The following is a 19,594-nucleotide window of genomic DNA, read 5'->3' on the forward strand; positions in this document are numbered from 1 at the left end:
GCCGGGCGGGAGCCGCCTCCCGCCCGGTGGCCAGGTGCGTTGTCAGTGACGCGTGCCAGGATGGGGACGTGTCGCAATCCGTAGCAGCAGCGCCGCTCATCGGCCGGGACGAGGAGGTCGCCCGCCTCGCCGGTGTACTGGAGCGTGCCCGCGCGGGCACGGCCGGGGCGGTGCTGATCGCCGGGGACGCGGGCGTCGGCAAGACGCGGGTCCTGGACGAGCTGGCCGGGCGGGCCGCCGAGGCCGGGATGACCGTCCTCACCGGGCACTGCGTGGACCTCGGTGACGTGGGTCTGCCCTATCTGCCGTTCACCGAGATCCTCGGAGCGCTCGCCGGTGACGACCGTTTCGCCGCCGCCCTGGCCGCGCATCCGGCGGTCGACCGGCTGCTCGGCGCCGGTACGGACGCGGCCCGGGACGCGGGCGGCAGGCTGCGCCTCTTCGAGGGCATCGCCGGACTCCTCGCCGACCTCTCCGACATCGCTCCCCTGCTGCTGGTCCTGGAGGACCTGCACTGGGCCGACCAGTCCTCCCGCGACCTGCTCCGCTTCCTGCTCAGCCGGGGCATCCTCCAGCGCCCGGCGGGCGGCGCGCCCACCCACCGCCTCGCGGTCTTCGCGTCGTACCGCGCGGACGACCTCCACCGCCGCCATCCGCTACGGCCCCTGCTCGCCGAGTTGGTGCGGCTGCCCGCCGTGGAGCGCCTGGAGCTGCGGCCCATGGGGGACGCGGAGGTCGCCCGGCTGGTGCGCGCGCTGCGCACGGGCCCGGTGCCGGACGGCACGGTCCGCCGGATCGTCGAGCGCGCCGAGGGAAACGCCTTCTACGCCGAGGAGTTGCTCGCGGCCACCGACATGGAGGCGGGCGGGGTGCCGAGCGGTCTCGCCGACGTCCTGCTGATCCGCTTCGAGCAACTCTCCGACACCGCCCAGCAGGTGCTGCGCACGGCCGCCGTCGCCGGGCGCCGCGTCGAGTACGACCTGTTGCGGGACGCGGTCCAACTCCCGGAGGACGAGCTGGAGTCGGCGCTGCGGGAGGCCGTCGAGCGGCAGCTCCTGGTCCCCGGGCACGGCGACACGTATTCGTTCCGGCACGCCCTCGCCCGCGAGGCGGTGTACGCGGATCTGCTCCCCGGCGAGCGCTCCCGGCTGCACGGCTCGTTCGCCCGCCTCCTCGCCGGGCGCGGCCACCCCGCCGAGAGCGCGGCCGAGCGCGCCCACCACTACCGCGAGAGCCACGACCTGGCCGAGGCCCTGGCCGCCTCCCTGGAGGCCGCCGACCACGCCCAGCGGGTGGGCGCGCCCGCCGAGGAGCTACGGCATCTCGAAACCGCCCTCGACCTGTGGCGGTCGGTCGACCCGGCGGCCCGGCCGTCCGGCGAGGGCGTCGACAGCGTGACCCTCACCCTGCGCGCCTCGGCCGCGGCGGCACACGCCGGGGACGCGCACCGCGCGGTCTCCCTCACCCGGTCCGCGCTCGCCGGGATCGGCCAGGACACGGACGCCGAGCTGGCCGCCCGGGTCCGCTACACGCTGGCCGGCAACCTCATGGACGTCGACAGCCTCACCGCCGCGTTCGCCTACAGCAGCGAGGCCCTCGCGATGATCCCCGCCGAACCGCCCTCGCGGACCTGGGTGTGGGCGGCGGCCACCCATGTACTGACGGCGCGTCAGGTCGGTGAGGACGAGATCGCGCTGCGGGTCGCCCGGCAGGCCCTGCGCATCGCCGAGGAACTCCAACTGGTCGACGCCCGGGCCGATCTGCTGATCTCGCTGGCCACGCTCGAGAAAGGCGGCCGGCGCACGAAGGAGGGCCGCGAGCGGCTCGCCCAGGCCCGCGAGCTGGCCCGGCAGGCCGGGCACGCGCCCGTGGAGATGCGCGCGCTGTTCCACCTGGCCATCGGCAACTTCGAGTCCGGGCACCTGGAGGAGTCCCTGCCCTGGCTCACCGAGGGCCTGGACCGGGCCCGTCGGGCCGGGCTGCTGTCCTCGCCGTACCCGATGGAGATGCGCTACCTCCAACTCCTGGTGCTGTACACACTCGGTCGCTGGGACGAGTGCGAGAAGGCCGCGACGAACGACGCGAAGGTGTTGCCGCGCATGGGCGGCTTCACCATGGGACCCGCACTGTATGTGGCCCTGGCGCGCGGCGACTTGAAGGCCGCCGACCGAGCGCGTGCCCTGCTGGAGGGGCCGTTCGACTGGATGGCCTCCATGGTGGCGGGCATCGCGCTGACCGACGCCGGCGGCCTGCGGGACGATCCGGAGGCGGCCGTGGAGGCGATGCGCACGGCGGTCGCGGCGCTCACCGACGACTCCGGCCGGCGTCCCGACCTCACGGTCCGGCTCGCCGCCCTCGCCCTGGCCCCGGTCGCCGACCGGGCCGCCGCACTGCGGCTGACGGGCGACGAGGCGGCGGTGCGCCGCTGGACGGAGACCGCGACAGAACTCGTGGAACTCGCACGGGCCGTGGCGAAGGAGGGCGACGGCCACCGCCCGCAGGGGCCGGAGGGAATGGCCTGGCTCGCCCGCGCAGAGGCGGAGTGGACGCGGGCGACCACGGGGCCGGACGCGGCGGCCTGGGAGAAGGCGGTGACCGCGTTCGACTACGGCGATGTCTATGAACGGGCGCGCTGCCGATTCCGGTTCGCCGAAGCCCTGTTGGCGGCCGACCGACGCGAGGAGGCCGCCGCCCAGGCCCGTGCGGCCCGGGAGACGGCCACCCGGCTCGGTGCCGCGCCCCTGCTCGCGCGGCTCGACGCGCTCGTCCGCCGCGGCCGCCTCGGCGACCCGGCGGCGGACGGCGGGGACGCCGGGGAGCGCCCCTCGCCGCTGACGGCCCGCGAGCACGACGTGCTGCGGCTGCTCGCGCTCGGCCGCAGCAACCGCCAGATCGGCGAGGAGCTGTTCATCACCGGCAAGACGGCGAGCGTCCATGTCTCCAACATCCTCGCGAAGCTGAGCGCCGCGAGCCGTACGGAGGCGGTGGCGATCGCCTACCGGCAGGGACTGATCACCCCGGAGGCGACGGCGTCCGGCTGAGGTTCACCGGCCGCAGTCGAGACCGGCGAGGTCGACCGCGTCGGCCATGGCCTGCATCCCCTTGTCGTTGGGGTGCAGATGGTCGCCGCTGTCGAAGAAGGGCAGCATCCTTTCCTGGTCGTAGGGGCTGCGCAGGATGTGGTCGAAGTCGGTGACGGCGTCGAACTCCCCGCTGTCCTTGATGAATTGGTTCACCTCCTGGCGCACCGCCTCACCCGCCCGATCCCATTCGGACCAGCCCTCGTACGGTCCGACCGTGGCGCCTACGACACATTTCCCGGCCGTGTGCGCCCGGGAGATGATCTCGCGGTAGCCGGCGATCAGGTCCTGGGCGGTGACACCGCTGTGGGCCTTGATGTCGTTGACGCCTTCGAACAGGAACACCGTGCGGACACCGGGCTGCGACAGGACGTCCCGCTGAAGCCGGATGAGAGCGCTCTGTCCGGCGCCGTCCGCGAGGACCTTGTTGCCGGAGATCCCTTCGTTCGCCACTCCCTTGACAGCCGTGTCCGCACGCTGGAGGCGTCGGGCCAGATAGTCGGGCCAGCGCCGGTTCTGGTCCGTGGTGCTCGCCCAGCCGTCCGTGATGGAGTCGCCGAGGGCGACCACGGCGCTGGTGTCCGCGGCGGTCCGTACGGTGACGGCGTCGAGGTAGTACCAGGAGCCGATGGCGTCGGTCCAGGCGGTGGCGCTCTCCTCGGCCGTGTGGTCGCCCTGGGTCGCGTACGACGTCTGCATGGCGAGTCCGTGACCGGTGGCCGGGCCCGCCGCGTCCGGGCTGTGGATGCTGACCACCAGGTTGGTGGCGGCGGGCAGTGTGCCGGTCAGCGGGTCGCTGTAGGCGGTCGCCCCGGCGGGGACGGTGACCGACCGTCCGCCGCCGAAGGTGAGCCGTCGGTTGGAACGGGGCACCAGCGCGGCGCCCTCCTTCTGGACGCCCGCGTACACGCTGTCGAAGGTCACCGGCCGGTCGCCGAAGGCGTTGGAGAGCCGGATCCGAAGCTCGCCGCCCGCGACACTGGTGTGCACGACCATGCGGTAACTTCGGCCGGCCACTCCGTCGCCCATGCGGTCGGCGCTCGCTCCCCAGGTGACGACGGTGTGCGAGCCGCCGCCCGGGGCCGACACCGGGGTGGGGACAGTGGGCTCCGGCCGTGCCTGTGCGGGCACGGTCTGGAGGGCCACGGCCATCAGCAGGAGAGCCAGCCCACGGCTTGACCGTGCCCGTCGGGCCGTCACCGGGCGAAGTCCCGCAGCGTGACCGACTCACCCGGTGTCAGCCGCACCGTCCGGGTGGTGGTGCCGAAGGCCACGGTCGTGGTCCGGCCGTTGACGCTGCGGATCTTCACCTCGGTCGGCTTCCCGTCCTTCCAGTGGAGGTCCACGACGAAGCCGCCGCGGGCGCCGACACCGGTGACGGACCCGGACGCGGCCCATGCGTCGGGGAGCGCCGGGAGGAGTTCCAGATGTCCGGGGCGGGAGTAGAGGAGCATCTCGATCATGGCGGCGGGGGTGCCGAAGTTGGCCTCGATCTGGAAGATGCCGTTGCCCACGTCGACCTGGTAGATGTCGAAGAGGTTGGAGGCGGTGCCGTTGCTGCCGTTGGTCGACGGGCGGAGGTTGTTGACGACCAACTGGTACGCCTTGTCGGCGTTCTTGAGCCGCGACCAGCACAGGCTGCGCCAGGCGTTGGCCCAGCCGAAGCTCTCCATGCCGCGAGCCGTGAGCAGGGCGGTGGCGCCCTCGACGATGTCCTTCGGGGTGGAGCCGTCGGGGCGGATGCGGTCGCCGGGGAAGAGTCCGATGAGCGGGGACAGGTGCCGGTGGGTGGTCTCGCCGAGGTTGTCCGGGGACATCCACTCCTCCAGCCAGCCCGTCTTGGGGCTGACCACCGGGAGGTACAGCTTCTTGCGGAGCCCCGCGATCGTGCCCGCGTATGCGGTGTCCTTCTTCAACTCGGCCGCCGCGACGCAGTAGTTGCCGAACAGCGCCCACACCAGTTCCTGGGCGTAGGTGATTCCCTTCGCGTCGAGCGGGCCCTGTTCGGGCGACCAGTCGCTGTCGGCTATGAGCACCTCCTTCGAGCTGCCGGGCAGTGTCGTGGTGAGCAGTCGCGCCTCCCAGAACTCGACGGCGCCCTTGAGGAGCGGGTAGATCTTCGCGAGGTGGGCGCGTGAGCCCGTGAACTCGTAGTGCTCCCAGAGGGTGTTGCTCAGCCAGGCGTTCCCCGCCGGGTGCCACCACCAGCCTCCACCGCCGTAGGGGTTGGTGGAGATGGCGACGGTCCAACCGGCGTTCTTCCCGCTGGAGTTGCGGTAGCGGTTGCGGGGGTCGTTGAAGAGCCTGCGGGTGACGTCTGTCCAGTCGGGGAGCTGGGCGACGCAGTACTCGGTGAACGCGTCGAAGCACTGGGAGAGTCCGGCGCGGTCGGCCATCCAGTAGTTCATCTGGATGTTGATGTCGGTGTGGTAATCGCCCATCCAGTCCGGATCGTTGCCGTCGAGCCAGTTCCCCTGGAGGCCCATCGGCAGACTCCCCCGGGAGCCGGCGATCATCAGATAGCGGCCGAACTGGAGGTAGGAGGCTTCGAGTTCGGGGTCGGGCACGCCGTCCCGGGCGCGGGCCTGGATGCGCTCCCAGGTGTCCAGGGCGCGCTGGTCTGCGGACGAGGTGCCGAGCGAGATGCCCAGCTGCCCGAACAAGGCGCCGTGGTCGGCTACATGCGTGTGCAGCAGGGTGGCCGCCGTGTGCTTGGCCGCTGCGGCGACCTTGGTGCGTGCCAGCCTCTGCGGGTCGAGGGACGGATCGCGGTAGTGGGCCGCCGAGTTGGGCGCGTAGTTGGTGCCGCCGCTCAGCACGACGGTGACGTCCTTGCAGCCGGAGAAGGCGACGCGCGAGCCGTTCACCGTGACGCTGCCGCCGCTGCCGTACGCGGTGACGGCGGCGCCGTAGCGCAGTCCGTTGGCGAGGGTGCCGCCGAACGAGCGAGCGTCCGTGGCCGGTTCGCCGTGCGTACCCGCGAGGTCGACGGTGCCGGTGTAGCGTCCGCCGCCGTTCTGGGTGAAGTGCAGGACGATCACGTCGTCGGGGCGGCTGGCGAACAGCTGTCGCTGGTAGGTCACTCCGGAGCGGACGTACGAGGTGGTCGCCACGCCCTGTTCCAGGTCGAGGGTGCGGCGGTAGCCGCTGACCGCGCCCAGGTCGTGGTCGGGGATGTCGACGGTGAGCCGGGCCAGCAGGGTGAGGGAGCCGAAGTCGGCGCGGCCGTAGGGGAATTGGCCGTCCGAGTCGAGGGTGTCGTTGAGGCCGCCGGTCCACATGGTGGCGTCGGTGACGAGGAGGACCTCGTGGCCGGGGTCGTTGCTCGCCAGGGCGCCGAGGCGGCCGTTGCCGACGGGGAGGCCCTGCTCGATCATCGAGTTGTCGTCTGCGGGGGCCTGCCACCACAGGGTGTTGCGTGAAGTGCCGCCGCTGTAGGTGGAGTTGACGGGCCGCTCGGGGGCGGCCGAGGCGGTGAAGGCGGGCAGGCCGGCGAGGGCGCCGGTGGCCGCGGCGAGGGCGAGCAGATTGCGTCTGGGCAGGTCGGGCAGTGCACTGGACATGATGGGTCTCCGCAAAGGTCGGCTCAGGAGGCGGACTTGGGCACGTCGATCCGGTCGATGTCCGGTGCGTAGCTCGAACCGCTGTCGAAGGTGATGGTGTTGGCGCCCGCCTTCAATGTGACCGGCACGCTGACCGATCCGACGGTCCCCCAGTCGCCGGTGGACGGGAACTTGTGGCTGGTGGCGCCGTTGCCGTTCGCGGAGATCGCGACCGAGCGGGAGTCGCCGCTGACGTAGGCGATCTTCACCTGGTAGGTGCCGGCCTTGGCGGCGACGACGTTGTTGATGGTGAGCTTGCCGCCGAGGTAGAGGTTGCCGACCTTGTGGGCGCCCGAACAGGCCGAGCAGTCCGCGATGTCGGCGTTGCCGCTGAGGGTGTTGGTGGTGGCCTCGGCCTCGTACGCGGTCGAGGTGACGGCGCTGCCGTGCGGGGTGACGGTGAAGAGGCGGGAGCCGTGGGCGGGCAGGGCCTCGGTCACCTTGTTCGTGAAGGAGCCGAGGTCCTCGTGGTTCCAGAGGTCACGCACGTCGGCCTTGCCGGTGAAGCCGAGGGTCGTCCAGTTCGCGGAGACGGCGGCGGGGGCACTGGCGAGGTTGAACAGGGCGACGGTGTAAGTGCCGTTGGGGTTCTTGGCGGCCCAGACCTGCTGGGCGTCGGACGGGGTGACGGGTCGGGCGGGCGGCGCGTCGCTCTGGTCCACGGCGATGACCTCACGGTTGGTGAGGAGGGAGAGGCCGTAGTCGTCGAGCCGGGTGAGGTCGTCGCCGGTGAACAGGGGGGACTTGGCGACGGCCCAGAGGGTGGCGTAGCTCTGGCGTTCCGCCTTGGTCAGGCCGTCCATCGCGCCGTTGCCGACGTCGAGGGAGTCGAGGTCGTTCCAGCCGCCGGGGCCCGCCCTGTCGGTCCAGGCGGGGGCGTCGTCCCAGCGGTCGTCGACCGAGTTCTCCCAGCTGACAAGGGTGTTGCAGTAGCACTCGACGTCGGTGTCGATGCGCCAGCCGTTGGAGTACTTCTTCCAGTCGGCGGCGTGCCCGTAGTCGAGGGACCAGGAGAGTTCGAGGTGGATCGGGCGTCCGGTGGCGGTGATGGCCTTGTTCCAGGCGGCCACGTCGGCAACGTTGTCGTATTGGTCACCGCTCTTGCCCGAACCGGGGCCGACACCGTCCAGCTTGAGGAAGTCGTAGCCCCAGCCGGCGATCAACTGGGCCTGGGAGTCGATGTACTTCTGGGCGCAGGGCCGCGAGAAGTCGATCTTGTATGCGCTGTCCCAGCCGTTGGTGGTGCGCAGGTCGCTGTAGACGATGTCGGCGGTGGTGCAGCCGTCGGCGTTCCAGACGGGCGTCTTTCCGTCGCCGTAGGCCCCCTTCTCCAGGCCTGCGGGCAGGTAGATGCCGGCCTTGAGGCCCTTGGAGTGGATGCGGTCGGCGACGGCCTTCATGCCGCCGGGGAAGCGGACCGGGTCGGCCTTCTGGCGGCCGTACTCGTCGAATCCGGACTTCCAGGTCTTGTCCATCCACCAGCCGGCGTCGATGTTGACGTGGTCGTAGCCGTACTTCTTCAGCTTGGTGGCCAGCGCGTCCGTCTGCTTGTCGACGTTCGCCTCGGTGAGGTAGCTGTAGTCGCCGTCCGGGTTGAGGCCGGGGTACTTGGACGACTGCATGCTCCAACTCGACCAGCCCATATAGGGCTTGGCCGCGACAGCGGGTGCGGTGTCCGCGTGCGCGGTGGGGAGGTGGGTGGCGAAGCCTGCGGTGAGGGCCAGGACCACCATGGCTCTCAGGGCACGAACGGGCGTGAGGGAGTACATCGTTGGGCTCCTCGTGCGGGTCGGAGGGGGATCGTGCGGGCTAGTCGGCGGCTCGGATGAAGGACTGGATCGCGGTGGCGGCGGCGCCGCGAGCCCACTCGTCGAAGGGCAGCGGGCGGGTGCGTACGTCGCAGCGGGCGGCGGAGCCGAAGGCGGCCTCGGCGAAGGAGTCGCGGATCTGCTCGGCGAACAGGTCGTAGGCGGCGAGGCCTTCGCCGGAGATGATCACGCGTTCGGGGCCGAGGAGATTGGCCACGGTCGCGATGCCCCGGCCGATCGCCTCCCCGGCCCGCGCGTAGACCTCGCGGGCTCCGGCATCGCCCCGGTGGGCGAGGGCCACGGCTTCCGAAGTGTCGGCGACCTGAACGCCCGTCACCTCGCGGACCCGGGCGACGATCGCGGCGTCCCCGGCGATCGCCTCGACACAGCCGCGGTTGCCGCAGTGGCAGCGGGGCCCGGCGGGATCCACGACGACATGGCCGATCTCGCCCGCCACGCCGTGGGCGCCGGCGACGACCCGGCCGTGCACGACCAGTCCGCAGCCGATGCCCGCGCCGACGGTCACCACCGCGAAGTCCGTGAGTCCCGCGCCGGCGCCGAACCACTGCTCGGCGACGGTCAGCGCGCGCACGTCGTTGTCGACCGTGACCGGCAACCCCGTTGTCATGGCGGCCAGTTCGGCGAGGGGTACGTCCCGCCACTCCAGGAACGGCGAGTAACGGACGACCCCTTCGCCGCGGTCCACGTCGCCGGAGACCGCGAGGCCGAGGCCGACCACCTGGATGCCCAACTCGTCGGCCTCGGTGCGGAGTTCCTGGGCCAGGTCCGCGATCCACGCCAGCACCGCCCTGGGGTCGCGGTCGGTCAGCGGCACATGGCGGGCGACCCGGATGCGGCAGCACAGGTCGGTGAGGACGCCGATGACCTCGTCGCCGGTCACCTTGACCCCGATGAACAGCGCGCGACCGCCGTCGACCCGGACGAGGTTCGCGGGCCGCCCCAACGCGGGCGGCGCGTCCTCGTCCGCGCCCTCCGTCAGATACCCCGCCCCGATCAGCGGCCGGACCGCCTTGGTCACGGCCGCAGCCGACAACCCGGCCCGGCGGGCCACCTCGAGCCGGGTGAGGGGGCCGTGCGACAGCACAGTCGTGAAGACCTGTGAGGCGGCCGGCGTGTGGGCCGGGAACGACTCCGTGTGGGGGATCGAGCGCATGGCCGGAACCTAGATGCCTTCTTTTCCGTCGTCAATGAAAGAAGCAGGATTCGTCCGGACCAGGTTGACGGAAGGTCTGACACAGCCGCCCTCGGCCGGAGTCGCGTTGTCAGTGCCGGGCGGCACAATCGCCGTATGACGACGATCGATTGGTCCGAGCTGACCCACGCCTACGGCAGCGCCGAGGACATCCCCGGCCTGTTCGCGCGCCTCGGCGGCTCCGAGGACGACGCGGTGTGGCAGGAGTTGTGGGGTTCCCTGTGTCACCAGGGGTCGGTGTACGAGGCGAGCTGGGCGGCGATGCCCGTGCTCGTCGACATCGCGCTGGAGCGGGCGCCGGGCGGGCCGGTACAGGCAGTCACCATGGCCGGGCTGATCACCACGGACCCGGACGAGGACTGCCACCAACGCTATGCGAGCGAGATAGGCCAACTCCTCGACGTCGCACGCCGGTTGCGCGCCGACCCGACGCAGGACGCGCACACCTTCGTCTATCTGCAGATGGCCGTGCTCGCCTTCGAGGGCGGCAGTGTGTGGGCCGAGGCTTTGGAGGGTGTGAACAGCGAGGAGTACGACCTCGAATGCCCCGAGTGCGAGGAGGGTCTGTACGTCGCGTTCGGTTCGTACGGCATCTTCACCTCGGCCGGCGACTACGTGACCGGCCCGGGCAAGGAGAACACCGAGGGGCGGACGGAGTTGATACCGGCCGTGCCCGACGCGCTCGACGGCATCGGTGCGCGACTGCACGGCGAGGCGGTCGAGTTCGGGCAGACGGAGGTCGCGACGGCCTTGACCTATGTGTTCGGGAAGGCGAGCTGCCCGTCCTGCGAGGCCGTGTTCACGGTGTCCGAGGAGATCGAGAAGCAGTGGATCTGAGGCGGCCGGACCTCCGGGTGCCCCGCTCGTGGCGGGACACCCGGAGGGTCGTCAGCGCCTGGCCGCGGGGGTGTTGGCGACCGTGACGTTCACGGCGGCCCAGGCCTTGTCGACGGTCTGGTACGCCGTGCTGTTCGCGCCGTAGAGGTCCGCCGCCGCCTTCAGCGTGGCGAGGCGCGCGTCGTGGAAGTCGGTGGTGGACACCATGTAGCGGGTGAGCGCGCGGTAGAAGATCGCGGTGGCCTTGGCGCGTCCGATGCCGGTGACCGTGGACCCGTCGTAGGTGGGCGAGTCGTAGGTGAAGCCGCCGATCGTCTTGCGTCCGCTGCCCTCGGCGAGCAGGTAGTACGCGTGCGAGGAGACACCCGAGCCTGCGTGCACCTCGGCGTCGTAGGTCTGCGGCGACCAGTAGTCGACGGTGCCTTCGAGCTTGTCGAGGGAGGGGTGGTCGAGGCGGCGCAGGAACTTCTGGGCGAGGCCCAGTTTCTCGCCGATGAGGTAGTTCGGCGGGTTCTTCGCGTTGTTGGCGCTGAACTCGACGTTGGAGCCGAAGATGTCCGCGAGGGACTCGTTCAGCGAGCCCGCCTCGCCGTACTGGTTGCCGTCCGCGTCGACGCGGGTCGGTTCCAGCTCGGCGGTGGCGTCCACGACGCCGTGGGTCAACTCGTGCCCCGTGACGTCGAGGACGACGAGCGGCTTCTTGAACATGTCGCCGTCACCGTCGCCGTAGAGCATGCAGTCGCAGGTCGAGTCCCAGAAGGCGTTGGCGACCTTCTTGCCGAAGTGGACCATGCCGCGGGCGGCCTTGCCGTCGTTGGCTATGCCCTTGCGGCCGAAGGTCTTCTTGTAGAAGTCGAGGGTCTTGGTGATGCCGTACTGGGCGTCGACGGCGGCGCTGTCGCGCCGGGAGACGGTGCCGTTGCCCCACTTGTCGGTGGTGCTGGTGAACGCCTTGCCGCGGGCGAAGCTCTCCAGTTCCTGCCCCTTGGCGTCGCGGGTCTCGGTGCCCCAACGGGTCGGGTCCTTGAGGAGGTAACTGGTGCGTGCCGTCTGGGTGGTGGTCAGCGGCACCTTGCCGACGAAGAGCGAGGTGCCGGTGCCCGTGGCGGTGACCGGGTAGTGGGCCGCACGGCTCGCGCCGGCCGCGGTGAGCGCAGTCGCCTGTACGGCAGTGCCGGTGACGGGGTTCAGGGTCTCGCCGCGCTCGCGCAGGGTGTCGAGCAGTTCGGGTGAGAGGAACTCGTCGCTGTCGGGGGTGTTGCTGCGGACCTTGCCGGTGACGGCGTCGACGACGACGGTGCGGGTGCCGGTGGCCTCGGCGGTGTCGCTGTCGCTGACGGGGACCTGGTAGGCGAGGGCGGCCCGGCCGTCGCGGGCGTCGACCACGAGACGGGCGGTGCCCGCGTCGCCCTTGGCGACGGCGGCGGCCTTCGTCTCGGCCTGTGCCGCGGTCAGTTCGGGGCGCGTGGTGGCGGGTTCGACGCTGTGGTCGGCGGCCCTGGTGACTCCGGTGTAGGCCAGTTGGCGGGAGAGGTGGACGACCAGGTCGCCGCCGAGGACCGGCATGCCCCGGTGTGTGCGGATGAACCGGACGTGGCGTGCGCCCTCGGGGTCGATCATCACGTCCTTGGCCCGGAGTCCGTCGCCGGGGACGACTCCGGTCGCCGCCGCGTGCGCGAAGGCGGCGGCACGCGCGGCGGTGACGACGGACGCGGCGGTGGTGCCGGTGGCCGTCACCGCGTGGTCCGTCCCCGTGGCCGGTCCCGCGAAGGCCGTTCCGGCCAGCCCCGTGGCGGCCGTCGTCACGGCGACGGCGACGGCCAGGCCGCGTATGTGGGGTCCACGCATGGGTGAGGGCTCCTCGCTTCGAGACGGCCGGGATCGCCAACCGCCTTGAGACCGGGCGCGGTTGACGGCGCCCAGGGGGCTGGTCGGGCCCCGAGGCGAAACCCTTACGGATCAGTCATGTGCATGTAAAGCCGAAATGAACGGTTTTCCGAGCTTTCATGGCAATACTTTGCAAATCCGCGTCGCCCAGTGATCAGTGAGTGACCAACTGTGCGTCAGCTGTGGAGATGTGACGGGCCGCGAGAAGGTTGCCTCGCGCGACTGTGACCGATCTCGCACACAAGAGAAACGGGAGAGAACCGGATGGTCTCAAGAACGGTGCGCAGGGCCACGGCGTCGGCGGCGGCACTGCTGACGCTCACGGTGGTACCGGCACATGCCGCGACCCACGGGTCAGGCACCGCGAGAACCGGAAGCACGGCAGCGCTTCCGGCCCCCGACCTGGCGGGCCTGCGTGCCGTGCTGCGCACCCTGACGACACAGGGCGCGCCCGGGGCGATCGCCCGGATCGACGACCGCGGAACCGTCCGCACGGCCGCCGCGGGCATCGGCGACCGCACGACACGCCGGGCCATCGACAACGCCGACCGCTTCCGCATCGGCAGCGTCACCAAGTCGTTCTCCGCCGTCGTCCTGCTCCAACTCGTCGACGCGCACAAGCTCGACCTCGACGCCTCGGTGGACCGCTACCTGCCCGGCCTCCTCCCCGACAGGCGGATCACCGTGCGCCACCTGCTGAGCCACCGCAGCGGCCTGTACGACTACACGAACGCGATGTTCGCGAACTCGGTCTCCGGCTTCGAGGCCGTACGCGACAAGGTCTTCACCTACCGGCAGCTGGTGCGGCTGTCACTGAAGCACCCGCGCACCAACGCGCCGGGCGCCGCCTACTCGTACTCGAACACCAACTTCGTGGTCGCCGGGATGCTCATCGAGAAGCTGACCGGCCACTCCGTGGGGACCGCGTACCGTGACCGCATCATCAAGCCGCTCAAGCTGCGCGACACCCTCTACGTCCACCCGAGCACGAAGATCCCGGGCCGCCACGCCCGCGGCTACCTCACCCAGGACCGCGCGGGCGCGAAGCCGCTCGACGCGACCGACCAGACCGCGTCCTGGGCGCAGAGCGCGGGCGCTCTCATCTCCACCACCCACGACCTGAACACCTTCTTCTCCGCCCTGCTCTCCGGCAGGCTCACCTCCGCCGCCGCGCTCGCGCAGATGGAGCGGTGGACTCCGGTCAACAGCACGACGCGCTACGGCCTCGGGCTGCGCCGCCGCGATCTGTCCTGCGGCGTCTCCGTGTACGGCCACACGGGCGCGGTCCAGGGTTTCTACACCTACTCCTTCACCTCGAAGGACGGCCGTCGCAGTCTCACCGCGCTGGCCAACACCTCCAACAACGGCACGGTGCTGAACACGATGGCGGGCACCCTGGAGTCCGCGTTCTGCGGCAAGCGCACCAGGACACTCCAGGGTTCGCCGCTCACCGGCCGGGGCTCCTACGTCACCGAACGACGCGTGGCCCACGAGGACATCGCGCCGGAGATCGCACGGGGCTGAGCGCGCTCCGCGGTGGGTGCCGGGCGGCCTCGCGCACCGGCACCCAACGCGCCCCGCGGGAACCCTCCCGCCGTGACGGGACGTTGAGTGGAGGACGAACTCCCCCACCGGGCACTCCCCCGGACACGAACAGCGAGGGCGGTGCCATGAACGAGCTGGTGCCGGGCGGCAATCTACCCCTCCCGGGCGGTGCCATGACCTTGCGGGTGCCCGGCCCGTTCGACGTGTCGGCGTTGATCACGGACGAGAGCGGCAAGGTCGGCGGTGACGCGGACTTCGTGTTCTACAACCAGCCGACCGTGACCGGAGCCCGCCTCCAGGGCGACACCCTGACCGTCGACCCGGCCCGGCTCCGCGCCGGCGCCGCCCGGGTCACCGTCGTCGTCAGCCCCGCCGACCCCGGCACACCGCTGGGCCGACTGCCCGCACCCACCCTGCATGTCGCGGACGCGGGCAGCCGTCCGCTCGCCCGTTTCACCCCGGCCCGCCCCCAGCGCGAGACCGTCCTGCTCCTCGCCGAGCTCTACCGACGCGGCACGGGCTGGAAGCTGCGCGCACTGGGGCAGGGGTACGACGACGGACTGGCGGGCATCGCACGGGACTTCGGCGTGGAGATCGTCGAGGACACACCTCCCGGTCCCACCCCTGTCGGCGCCGCACGCGGTGCGGGCTCCCCCAACTCTCCGGCGCCCGACCCGACCGGCTACCTCGCCCTGGTCAACTCGGCCCGCGCCAAGGCCGGTTCACCACCCGTCGCGCTCGATTCCCGTCTCGTGTCGGCCGCGCAGGCCCACGTCTCCGACATGGCCGCCGCGGGTCACCTCAGCACCGAGAGCCGCGACGGCACCTCCGTGTACCAGCGGGTGATCCACGCCGGATACGCCTATCTCACCGTCGGCGAACACCTCGTCTCCGGTCCGCGCACCCCCGCGGAGTTCGTCGACTACTGCCTCCGCACCGAACAGGCCCGCCGCACGCTGCTCGAACGGGACGTCACGCACGCGGGTCTCGCCCAGGCAGTCGCCCGCTCCGGCGACGTCTACTGGACGGCGTTGTGGGCGAAGCCGCTCACCGCGGGCGACCTGGCCCAAACGGCGCGCGGCGTCGTCGAGTTGACCAACAGGGAGCGGACGCGGGCCGGGCTGTCCCCGCTCTCCGTGGATCCGCTGCTCGCCGCCGCCGCGCAGGCGCACAGCACGGACATGGTGGCCCGGGCCTTCTATTCGCACACCTCCCCCGACGGCTCCCAGCCCTGGGACCGGGCCGCCGCCGCGGGCTCGCGCAGGCGCACGATCGGCGAGAACATCGCGTGTGGCCAGCGCTCCCCCGCCGAGGTCGTGGAGGGCTGGATGAACAGCCCCGGACACCGCGCCAACATCCTGAAGCCGGACTTCACCCACATAGGCATCGGCTTCGCGGGCGGCGGACAGATGGGGACGTACTGGACGCAACTCTTCGGCGCCTGACCGCCTTGCCGGCCAACCCCCTCCACGATCTTGGCGGAATGAGATCTTCCGGGTCAGGATGCCCGCATGAAGGGTGATCTGTTTTCCAGTGAGCACATGGTGCAGCCGGCCACCGCGCCGGGCATGACCGTAGAGAACGCCAAGTGCATCAAGTACGCGGTCAACGGCGAGATGCTCGCCCGCCAGGGGGCGATGATCGCCTACCGCGGCAATCTCCAGTTCGAGCGCAAGGGCCAGGGCGTGGGCGGCATGCTCAAGCGCGCGGTCACGGGTGAGGGTCTGCCGCTGATGGCGGTGCGCGGGCAGGGCGAGGCGTGGTTCGCGCACGAGGCGCAGAACTGCTTCGTGGTCGAGATCGACCCCGGTGACGAGTTCACCGTCAACGGCCGCAACGTCCTATGTTTCGACGCCTCGCTGTCGTACGCGATCAAGACGGTGAAGGGGTCCGGCATCGCGGGCGGCGGCCTGTTCAACAGCGTCTTCACCGGGCAGGGCAAGCTGGGTCTGGTCTGCGAGGGCAATCCGCTGGTCATACCCGTTTCGCCGCAGTACCCGGTGTACGTCGACACGGACGCCGTGGTCGGCTGGTCGGCCAACCTCCAGACCTCGCTGCACCGTTCGCAGTCCATCGGGTCGATGCTGCGCGGCGGTTCCGGTGAGGCCGTCCAGCTCATGCTCCAGGGCGAGGGCTTCGTCGTCGTACGGCCCAGCGAGGTGACTCCACAGAAGGCACAGCAGCACTGACCCGGCGAGTGATCTACGCCGCACAGGCAACCTCGCCGACCGCATCGACGTCTTGATCCGCAACAGCAGATGACGCCCTGGCCCCCACGGCCAGGGCTGATTTTCGACGCTCTATACACACCATGTATACACACAGTGTCTACATGGTGTGTATACAGACCGAGAGGCATCGATGTACGGCAAGGCATTCGCTCCGGAGTACCAGGGCGCCCTCACCACCCTGTCCGTGAACTCCTCGCTGGTCGACGTACTGGCGGCCGGCACCGAGCAGTTGGCCGCGGCCGAGCGGTCGGGGCAGCGAGGCGAGGCGGCCCGCTCGGGGCTCGCGGTCGCCGAGGCGCACCGGCGGCTCGGGCAGGTGCGGGAGGCGGACCGGGCGTGGAAGGCGAGTTATCGCGCGGCCCGCGGAGCCGGGGACACGGCCGCGATGGCCTGGGCCCTGTGGAGCGGCGGCACCCTGGCCCGGCAGCGCGGCGCCTTCCCGCTGGCCCGGCGGCTGCTCGGGCTCGCGGCCGAACTCGGCGAACGCGGCGGCGACATCGTCGTACGGGGATACTCACTCGCGGGCCTCGCCGAGACCGGCCGCATCCAGGGCGACTACGAGGCCGTGGCGCGACTGCACGAACAGTTGCTGGCCGAGGCCCGCAAACGCGGCGAGGCCCGGCACACGGTGTGGGCGCTGGAGGGCATCGCACAGATCCATCGCAACAGGGGTTCCTACGACACGGCGTACGCGATGTTCGAGGAGGCGGCCGCGATTGCGGCGGGCGCCGACGACCGGCGTGGTCACGCCTGGGCGCTGCGCGGTCTCGCCGACATCGTCTCGGTGCGTGACCAGGATCCCGAGCGGGCACTCGGCCTGCTGTCCGAGGCCGAGGAGAGCTGTCGTGCGATGAATCTGTCCAGCGCGCTCGCGTACAACCACAAGATGCGCGGCAACGTCCTGTACCGCGCCGGGCGTTACGCCGAGGCGCGGGACCTCTACGAGCAGGCGCTCGCCGAGTTCCGCGCGATGAGCGAGCCGCGCGGCGAGGCGCTCTCACGGCTGGGCCTGACCAAGTCCCTGGCCCGCCTGGGCCGCGACAGCGCCGAGACGGCGGCCGAACTGACGGATCTGGCAAGGGTGTTGGAGCGCATAGGGCTGCGCCACGCGCGCGAGATGGTGGCACGGGCGCAGGACGAGCTGGGCCTCGCGGTGGAGGTCGTACGGTGACGGCGCTCCCCTCGGTCGTAGCGGCACCGGCCGCACCCCAAGTCCTCTCCCGCTGCCGGGAGTTGGTGCACCCCGCGCTGAAGGAGGCGGTCGGACGGCTGCATCCGTGGCTGGGCGAGATGGCGGCCTATTCGTTCGGCTGGTGCGAGGTGGGCGGTACGCCCGGCGCCGCGCCGGGCGGCAAGGGTGTACGACAGGCCCTCGCCGTACTCGGCGCGGAAGCCACCGGTGCGCCCGGGCGGGCCGGGATCGCCGCCGCCGTGGCGGTGGAACTGGTGCACACCTTCTCCCTGCTGCACGACGACGTCATGGACGGCGACGAGACCAGGCGCCGCCGCCGCACGCTGTGGAAGGCATACGGCACGGGACCGGCCGTTCTCGCGGGCGACGCCCTGTTCGCGCTGGCCGTGGAGACGCTCGCCACGGCCCCGAACGGCGCGGGCGGGTTGCGCCTGCTGTCAACGGCGCTCGGCGACCTGGTGCGCGGCCAGGCGGACGACCTGCTGTTCGCGGCGCGTCCCTGGACGGGTCCACAGCGGGTGCGTCCCGACGAGTACCGGGCGATGGCCGAGGGCAAGACCGGTGCGCTGCTGGGTTGTTCGGCCGCGCTCGGTGCCGTACTCGGCGGAGCGCCCCCAGCGACGGTCGCCGCGCTGGACCGGGCGGGACGGCATCTGGGCGTCGCCTTCCAGCTGGTCGACGACGTCCTGGGGATCTGGGGCGACCCGGCGGTGACCGGTAAACCCGTACACGGTGATCTCCGGGAGCGCAAGAAGACCTTCCCGGTGCTGACCGCGCTCTCCGCCCCTGACGCTCGGCACCTCGCCGCACTGCTGGAATCGGGTGCCGAACCCGCCGCCACCGCTCATCTCGTCGAGGAGGCCGGCGGCCGCACCGCGACGCTGGCGGAGGCCCGTCGGCACATCGCCGCCGCGGAGGCGGCTCTCGCCGGTGTTCCGATGGCGGCCGAGCCGGCGGACGAGCTGCGGTCCCTGCTGGAGTTCCTGGTGCGCCGCGATCTCTGAAACGTGTTGACCTGCGGGTCCTTTCCGAGTCAGGGTCGGAGGCGGCACGGACCACCTTGCCCCGTGCCGGGAGGATGACTGCCTTGATCGGCATCTCGGACATCGAAGCCGCCGCCGAGCGGATCGCCGGACACGTCGTACGCACCCCGACCGTGGAGAGTCCCGGGCTCTCGGAGCTGCTCGGTGTCCCGGTCACGACGAAGCTGGAGCTGTTGCAGCGCACGGGTTCCTTCAAGGCGCGCGGTGCCACGGCGAAGCTGTTGTCGCTGAGCGAGGCCGAGTTGGCGGCCGGGGTGGTGGCGGTCAGCGGCGGCAACCACGGCATCGCGCTCGCGGTCATGGCGGCTGCGCTGGACGTGAAGGCCACGGTGGTGATGCCGCGTACGGCGCCGGCGCGGTCCGTGGCGCTGGTGGAGGCGGCGGGCGCTTCGCTGCGGCTGACCGAGGACATGCCGAGCGCGTTCGCGCTGGTGAGCCGGTTGCGGGACGAGGGGCTGACCCTGGTCCATCCGTTCGACGACCCGGTGGTGATCGCCGGACAGGGCACAGTGGGACTGGAGTTCGCGGACGACGCCGGTGAGCTCACCGACGTCCTGGTCAGCATCGGCGGTGGTGGACTGATCGCCGGGGTCGCCGCCGCCCTGCACGCCCGGCGGCCCGGGATCCGGGTCTGGGGTGTGGAGACCGAGGGTGCCGAGGCGATGTCCGCGGCGCTCGCGGCCGGCGGCCCGGTGCCGGTCGCGCCGTCCTCGATCGTGACCACGCTCAGCGCGCCGACCGTGTCGCAGCTGACGTACGACCATGTGTCCGCCCTGGTCACCGAGGTGCTGACCGTCTCCGACCAGGACGCCGTACGGGGCTGTCTCGACCTCGCCGAGCACGGCAAGGTGTGGACCGAGCCGGCCGCGGGCTGTCTGCTGCCCGCTGCCCGGCAGGTCCTGGAGCGGGTCGGCGACGGCGCGCGGCTGGGCCTCGTGGTGTGCGGGGGCAACGCGACGGCCGGGGAGATCGCGGACTGGTCGGAGCGCTTCGGACTGCGCTGACCTGCCGCTGACGGCACAGGTGACACCGCCTTCCCGCACGGGGATCCCGTTCCCGACCCCGCGTGGGAAGGCTTGTCGCACATCTAGTCATACCGACTAGTCGGTACTACGCTCCGCCGAACGGAAGGGCCCCCAGCCTCCCGCCGCTCACT

Annotated in this window: 13 protein-coding genes; 8 read left to right on the top strand and 5 right to left on the bottom strand. The window is 71.3% G+C overall.

Annotated elements, in window-relative coordinates; all coding sequences use genetic code 11:
- Positions 1 to 68 precede the first annotated feature (68 nt).
- Positions 69 to 3,041: a helix-turn-helix transcriptional regulator gene (locus ACQHII_RS03390; RefSeq protein ID WP_427917773.1), complete on the top strand. Its 2,973-nt coding sequence runs from the start codon at positions 69 to 71 to the stop codon at positions 3,039 to 3,041.
- Positions 3,042 to 3,044: 3 nt separating this feature from the next.
- On the opposite strand, the gene ACQHII_RS03395 is transcribed toward ACQHII_RS03390, so the two are convergent.
- Genes ACQHII_RS03395 through ACQHII_RS03410 form a run of 4 tightly spaced genes read right to left on the bottom strand, consistent with a single transcriptional unit; the run spans position 3,045 to position 9,664 of the window.
- Positions 3,045 to 4,280, bottom strand: a complete 1,236-nt coding sequence (locus ACQHII_RS03395) for an SGNH/GDSL hydrolase family protein (protein WP_427917774.1) — start codon at positions 4,278 to 4,280, stop codon at positions 3,045 to 3,047.
- Positions 4,277 to 6,643, bottom strand: a complete 2,367-nt coding sequence (locus ACQHII_RS03400; RefSeq protein ID WP_427917775.1) for a glycosyl hydrolase family 95 catalytic domain-containing protein — start codon at positions 6,641 to 6,643, stop codon at positions 4,277 to 4,279. The genes ACQHII_RS03395 and ACQHII_RS03400 overlap by 4 nt, the downstream gene beginning before the upstream one ends.
- A gap of 23 nt (positions 6,644 to 6,666) precedes the next feature.
- The gene (locus tag ACQHII_RS03405; protein WP_427917776.1) at positions 6,667 to 8,451 is read right to left on the bottom strand and encodes an alpha-galactosidase D; all 1,785 of its coding nucleotides are present in this window, start codon (positions 8,449 to 8,451) and stop codon (positions 6,667 to 6,669) included.
- 40 nt (positions 8,452 to 8,491) lie between these two features.
- Entirely contained in the window at positions 8,492 to 9,664 is a 1,173-nt protein-coding gene (locus ACQHII_RS03410) for an ROK family transcriptional regulator (RefSeq protein ID WP_427917777.1), read from the bottom strand.
- A 135-nt stretch (positions 9,665 to 9,799) separates the two neighbouring features.
- Between ACQHII_RS03410 and ACQHII_RS03415 the strand changes: the two genes are divergently transcribed.
- Positions 9,800 to 10,540 carry a hypothetical protein gene (locus ACQHII_RS03415; RefSeq protein WP_427917778.1) on the top strand — a complete coding sequence of 247 codons (741 nt, stop codon included), beginning with the start codon at positions 9,800 to 9,802 and terminating at the stop codon, positions 10,538 to 10,540.
- Between the two features lie 51 nt (positions 10,541 to 10,591).
- Here the strand turns inward: ACQHII_RS03415 and ACQHII_RS03420 are convergent, their stop codons facing one another.
- On the bottom strand, positions 10,592 to 12,388 hold the full coding sequence (locus tag ACQHII_RS03420) for a M4 family metallopeptidase (protein ID WP_427917779.1): 1,797 nt from the start codon (positions 12,386 to 12,388) through the stop codon (positions 10,592 to 10,594).
- A gap of 303 nt (positions 12,389 to 12,691) precedes the next feature.
- Between ACQHII_RS03420 and ACQHII_RS03425 the strand changes: the two genes are divergently transcribed.
- The 6 genes from ACQHII_RS03425 to ACQHII_RS03450 all read left to right on the top strand — a co-directional run bounded on the left by ACQHII_RS03425 (position 12,692) and on the right by ACQHII_RS03450 (position 19,442).
- On the top strand, positions 12,692 to 13,951 hold the full coding sequence (locus tag ACQHII_RS03425) for a serine hydrolase domain-containing protein (RefSeq protein WP_427917780.1): 1,260 nt from the start codon (positions 12,692 to 12,694) through the stop codon (positions 13,949 to 13,951).
- A 146-nt stretch (positions 13,952 to 14,097) separates the two neighbouring features.
- The gene (locus tag ACQHII_RS03430; protein WP_427917781.1) at positions 14,098 to 15,417 is read left to right on the top strand and encodes a CAP domain-containing protein; all 1,320 of its coding nucleotides are present in this window, start codon (positions 14,098 to 14,100) and stop codon (positions 15,415 to 15,417) included.
- A 66-nt stretch (positions 15,418 to 15,483) separates the two neighbouring features.
- A complete protein-coding gene (locus ACQHII_RS03435) occupies positions 15,484 to 16,161 on the top strand; it encodes an AIM24 family protein (RefSeq protein WP_427917782.1) in 678 nt (225 codons plus the stop codon).
- 172 nt (positions 16,162 to 16,333) lie between these two features.
- Complete coding sequence (locus tag ACQHII_RS03440; RefSeq protein WP_427917783.1) at positions 16,334 to 17,374, top strand: tetratricopeptide repeat protein; 1,041 nt, start codon at positions 16,334 to 16,336, stop codon at positions 17,372 to 17,374.
- Complete coding sequence (locus tag ACQHII_RS03445; RefSeq protein ID WP_427917784.1) at positions 17,371 to 18,399, top strand: polyprenyl synthetase family protein; 1,029 nt, start codon at positions 17,371 to 17,373, stop codon at positions 18,397 to 18,399. Before ACQHII_RS03440 ends, ACQHII_RS03445 begins: the two co-directional genes overlap by 4 nt.
- A gap of 83 nt (positions 18,400 to 18,482) precedes the next feature.
- Complete coding sequence (locus ACQHII_RS03450) at positions 18,483 to 19,442, top strand: threonine/serine dehydratase (protein ID WP_427917785.1); 960 nt, start codon at positions 18,483 to 18,485, stop codon at positions 19,440 to 19,442.
- Positions 19,443 to 19,594 lie beyond the last annotated feature (152 nt).

This window comes from Streptomyces sp. cg40, from assembly GCF_050320165.1.
Lineage (GTDB): Bacteria > Actinomycetota > Actinomycetes > Streptomycetales > Streptomycetaceae > Streptomyces > Streptomyces hokutonensis.

Bases quoted from the DNA above. Each gene is read 5' to 3' on its own strand.
- ACQHII_RS03405 (WP_427917776.1), bottom strand. From the start codon at position 8,451: ATGTACTCCCTCACGCCCGTTCGTGCCCTGAGAGCCATGGTGGTCCTG.
- ACQHII_RS03430 (WP_427917781.1), top strand. From the start codon at position 14,098: ATGAACGAGCTGGTGCCGGGCGGCAATCTACCCCTCCCGGGCGGTGCC.
- ACQHII_RS03420 (WP_427917779.1), bottom strand. From the start codon at position 12,388: ATGCGTGGACCCCACATACGCGGCCTGGCCGTCGCCGTCGCCGTGACG.
- ACQHII_RS03415 (WP_427917778.1), top strand. From the start codon at position 9,800: ATGACGACGATCGATTGGTCCGAGCTGACCCACGCCTACGGCAGCGCC.
- ACQHII_RS03435 (WP_427917782.1), top strand. From the start codon at position 15,484: ATGAAGGGTGATCTGTTTTCCAGTGAGCACATGGTGCAGCCGGCCACC.
- ACQHII_RS03440 (WP_427917783.1), top strand. From the start codon at position 16,334: ATGTACGGCAAGGCATTCGCTCCGGAGTACCAGGGCGCCCTCACCACC.
- ACQHII_RS03425 (WP_427917780.1), top strand. From the start codon at position 12,692: ATGGTCTCAAGAACGGTGCGCAGGGCCACGGCGTCGGCGGCGGCACTG.
- ACQHII_RS03410 (WP_427917777.1), bottom strand. From the start codon at position 9,664: ATGCGCTCGATCCCCCACACGGAGTCGTTCCCGGCCCACACGCCGGCC.
- ACQHII_RS03400 (WP_427917775.1), bottom strand. From the start codon at position 6,643: ATGTCCAGTGCACTGCCCGACCTGCCCAGACGCAATCTGCTCGCCCTC.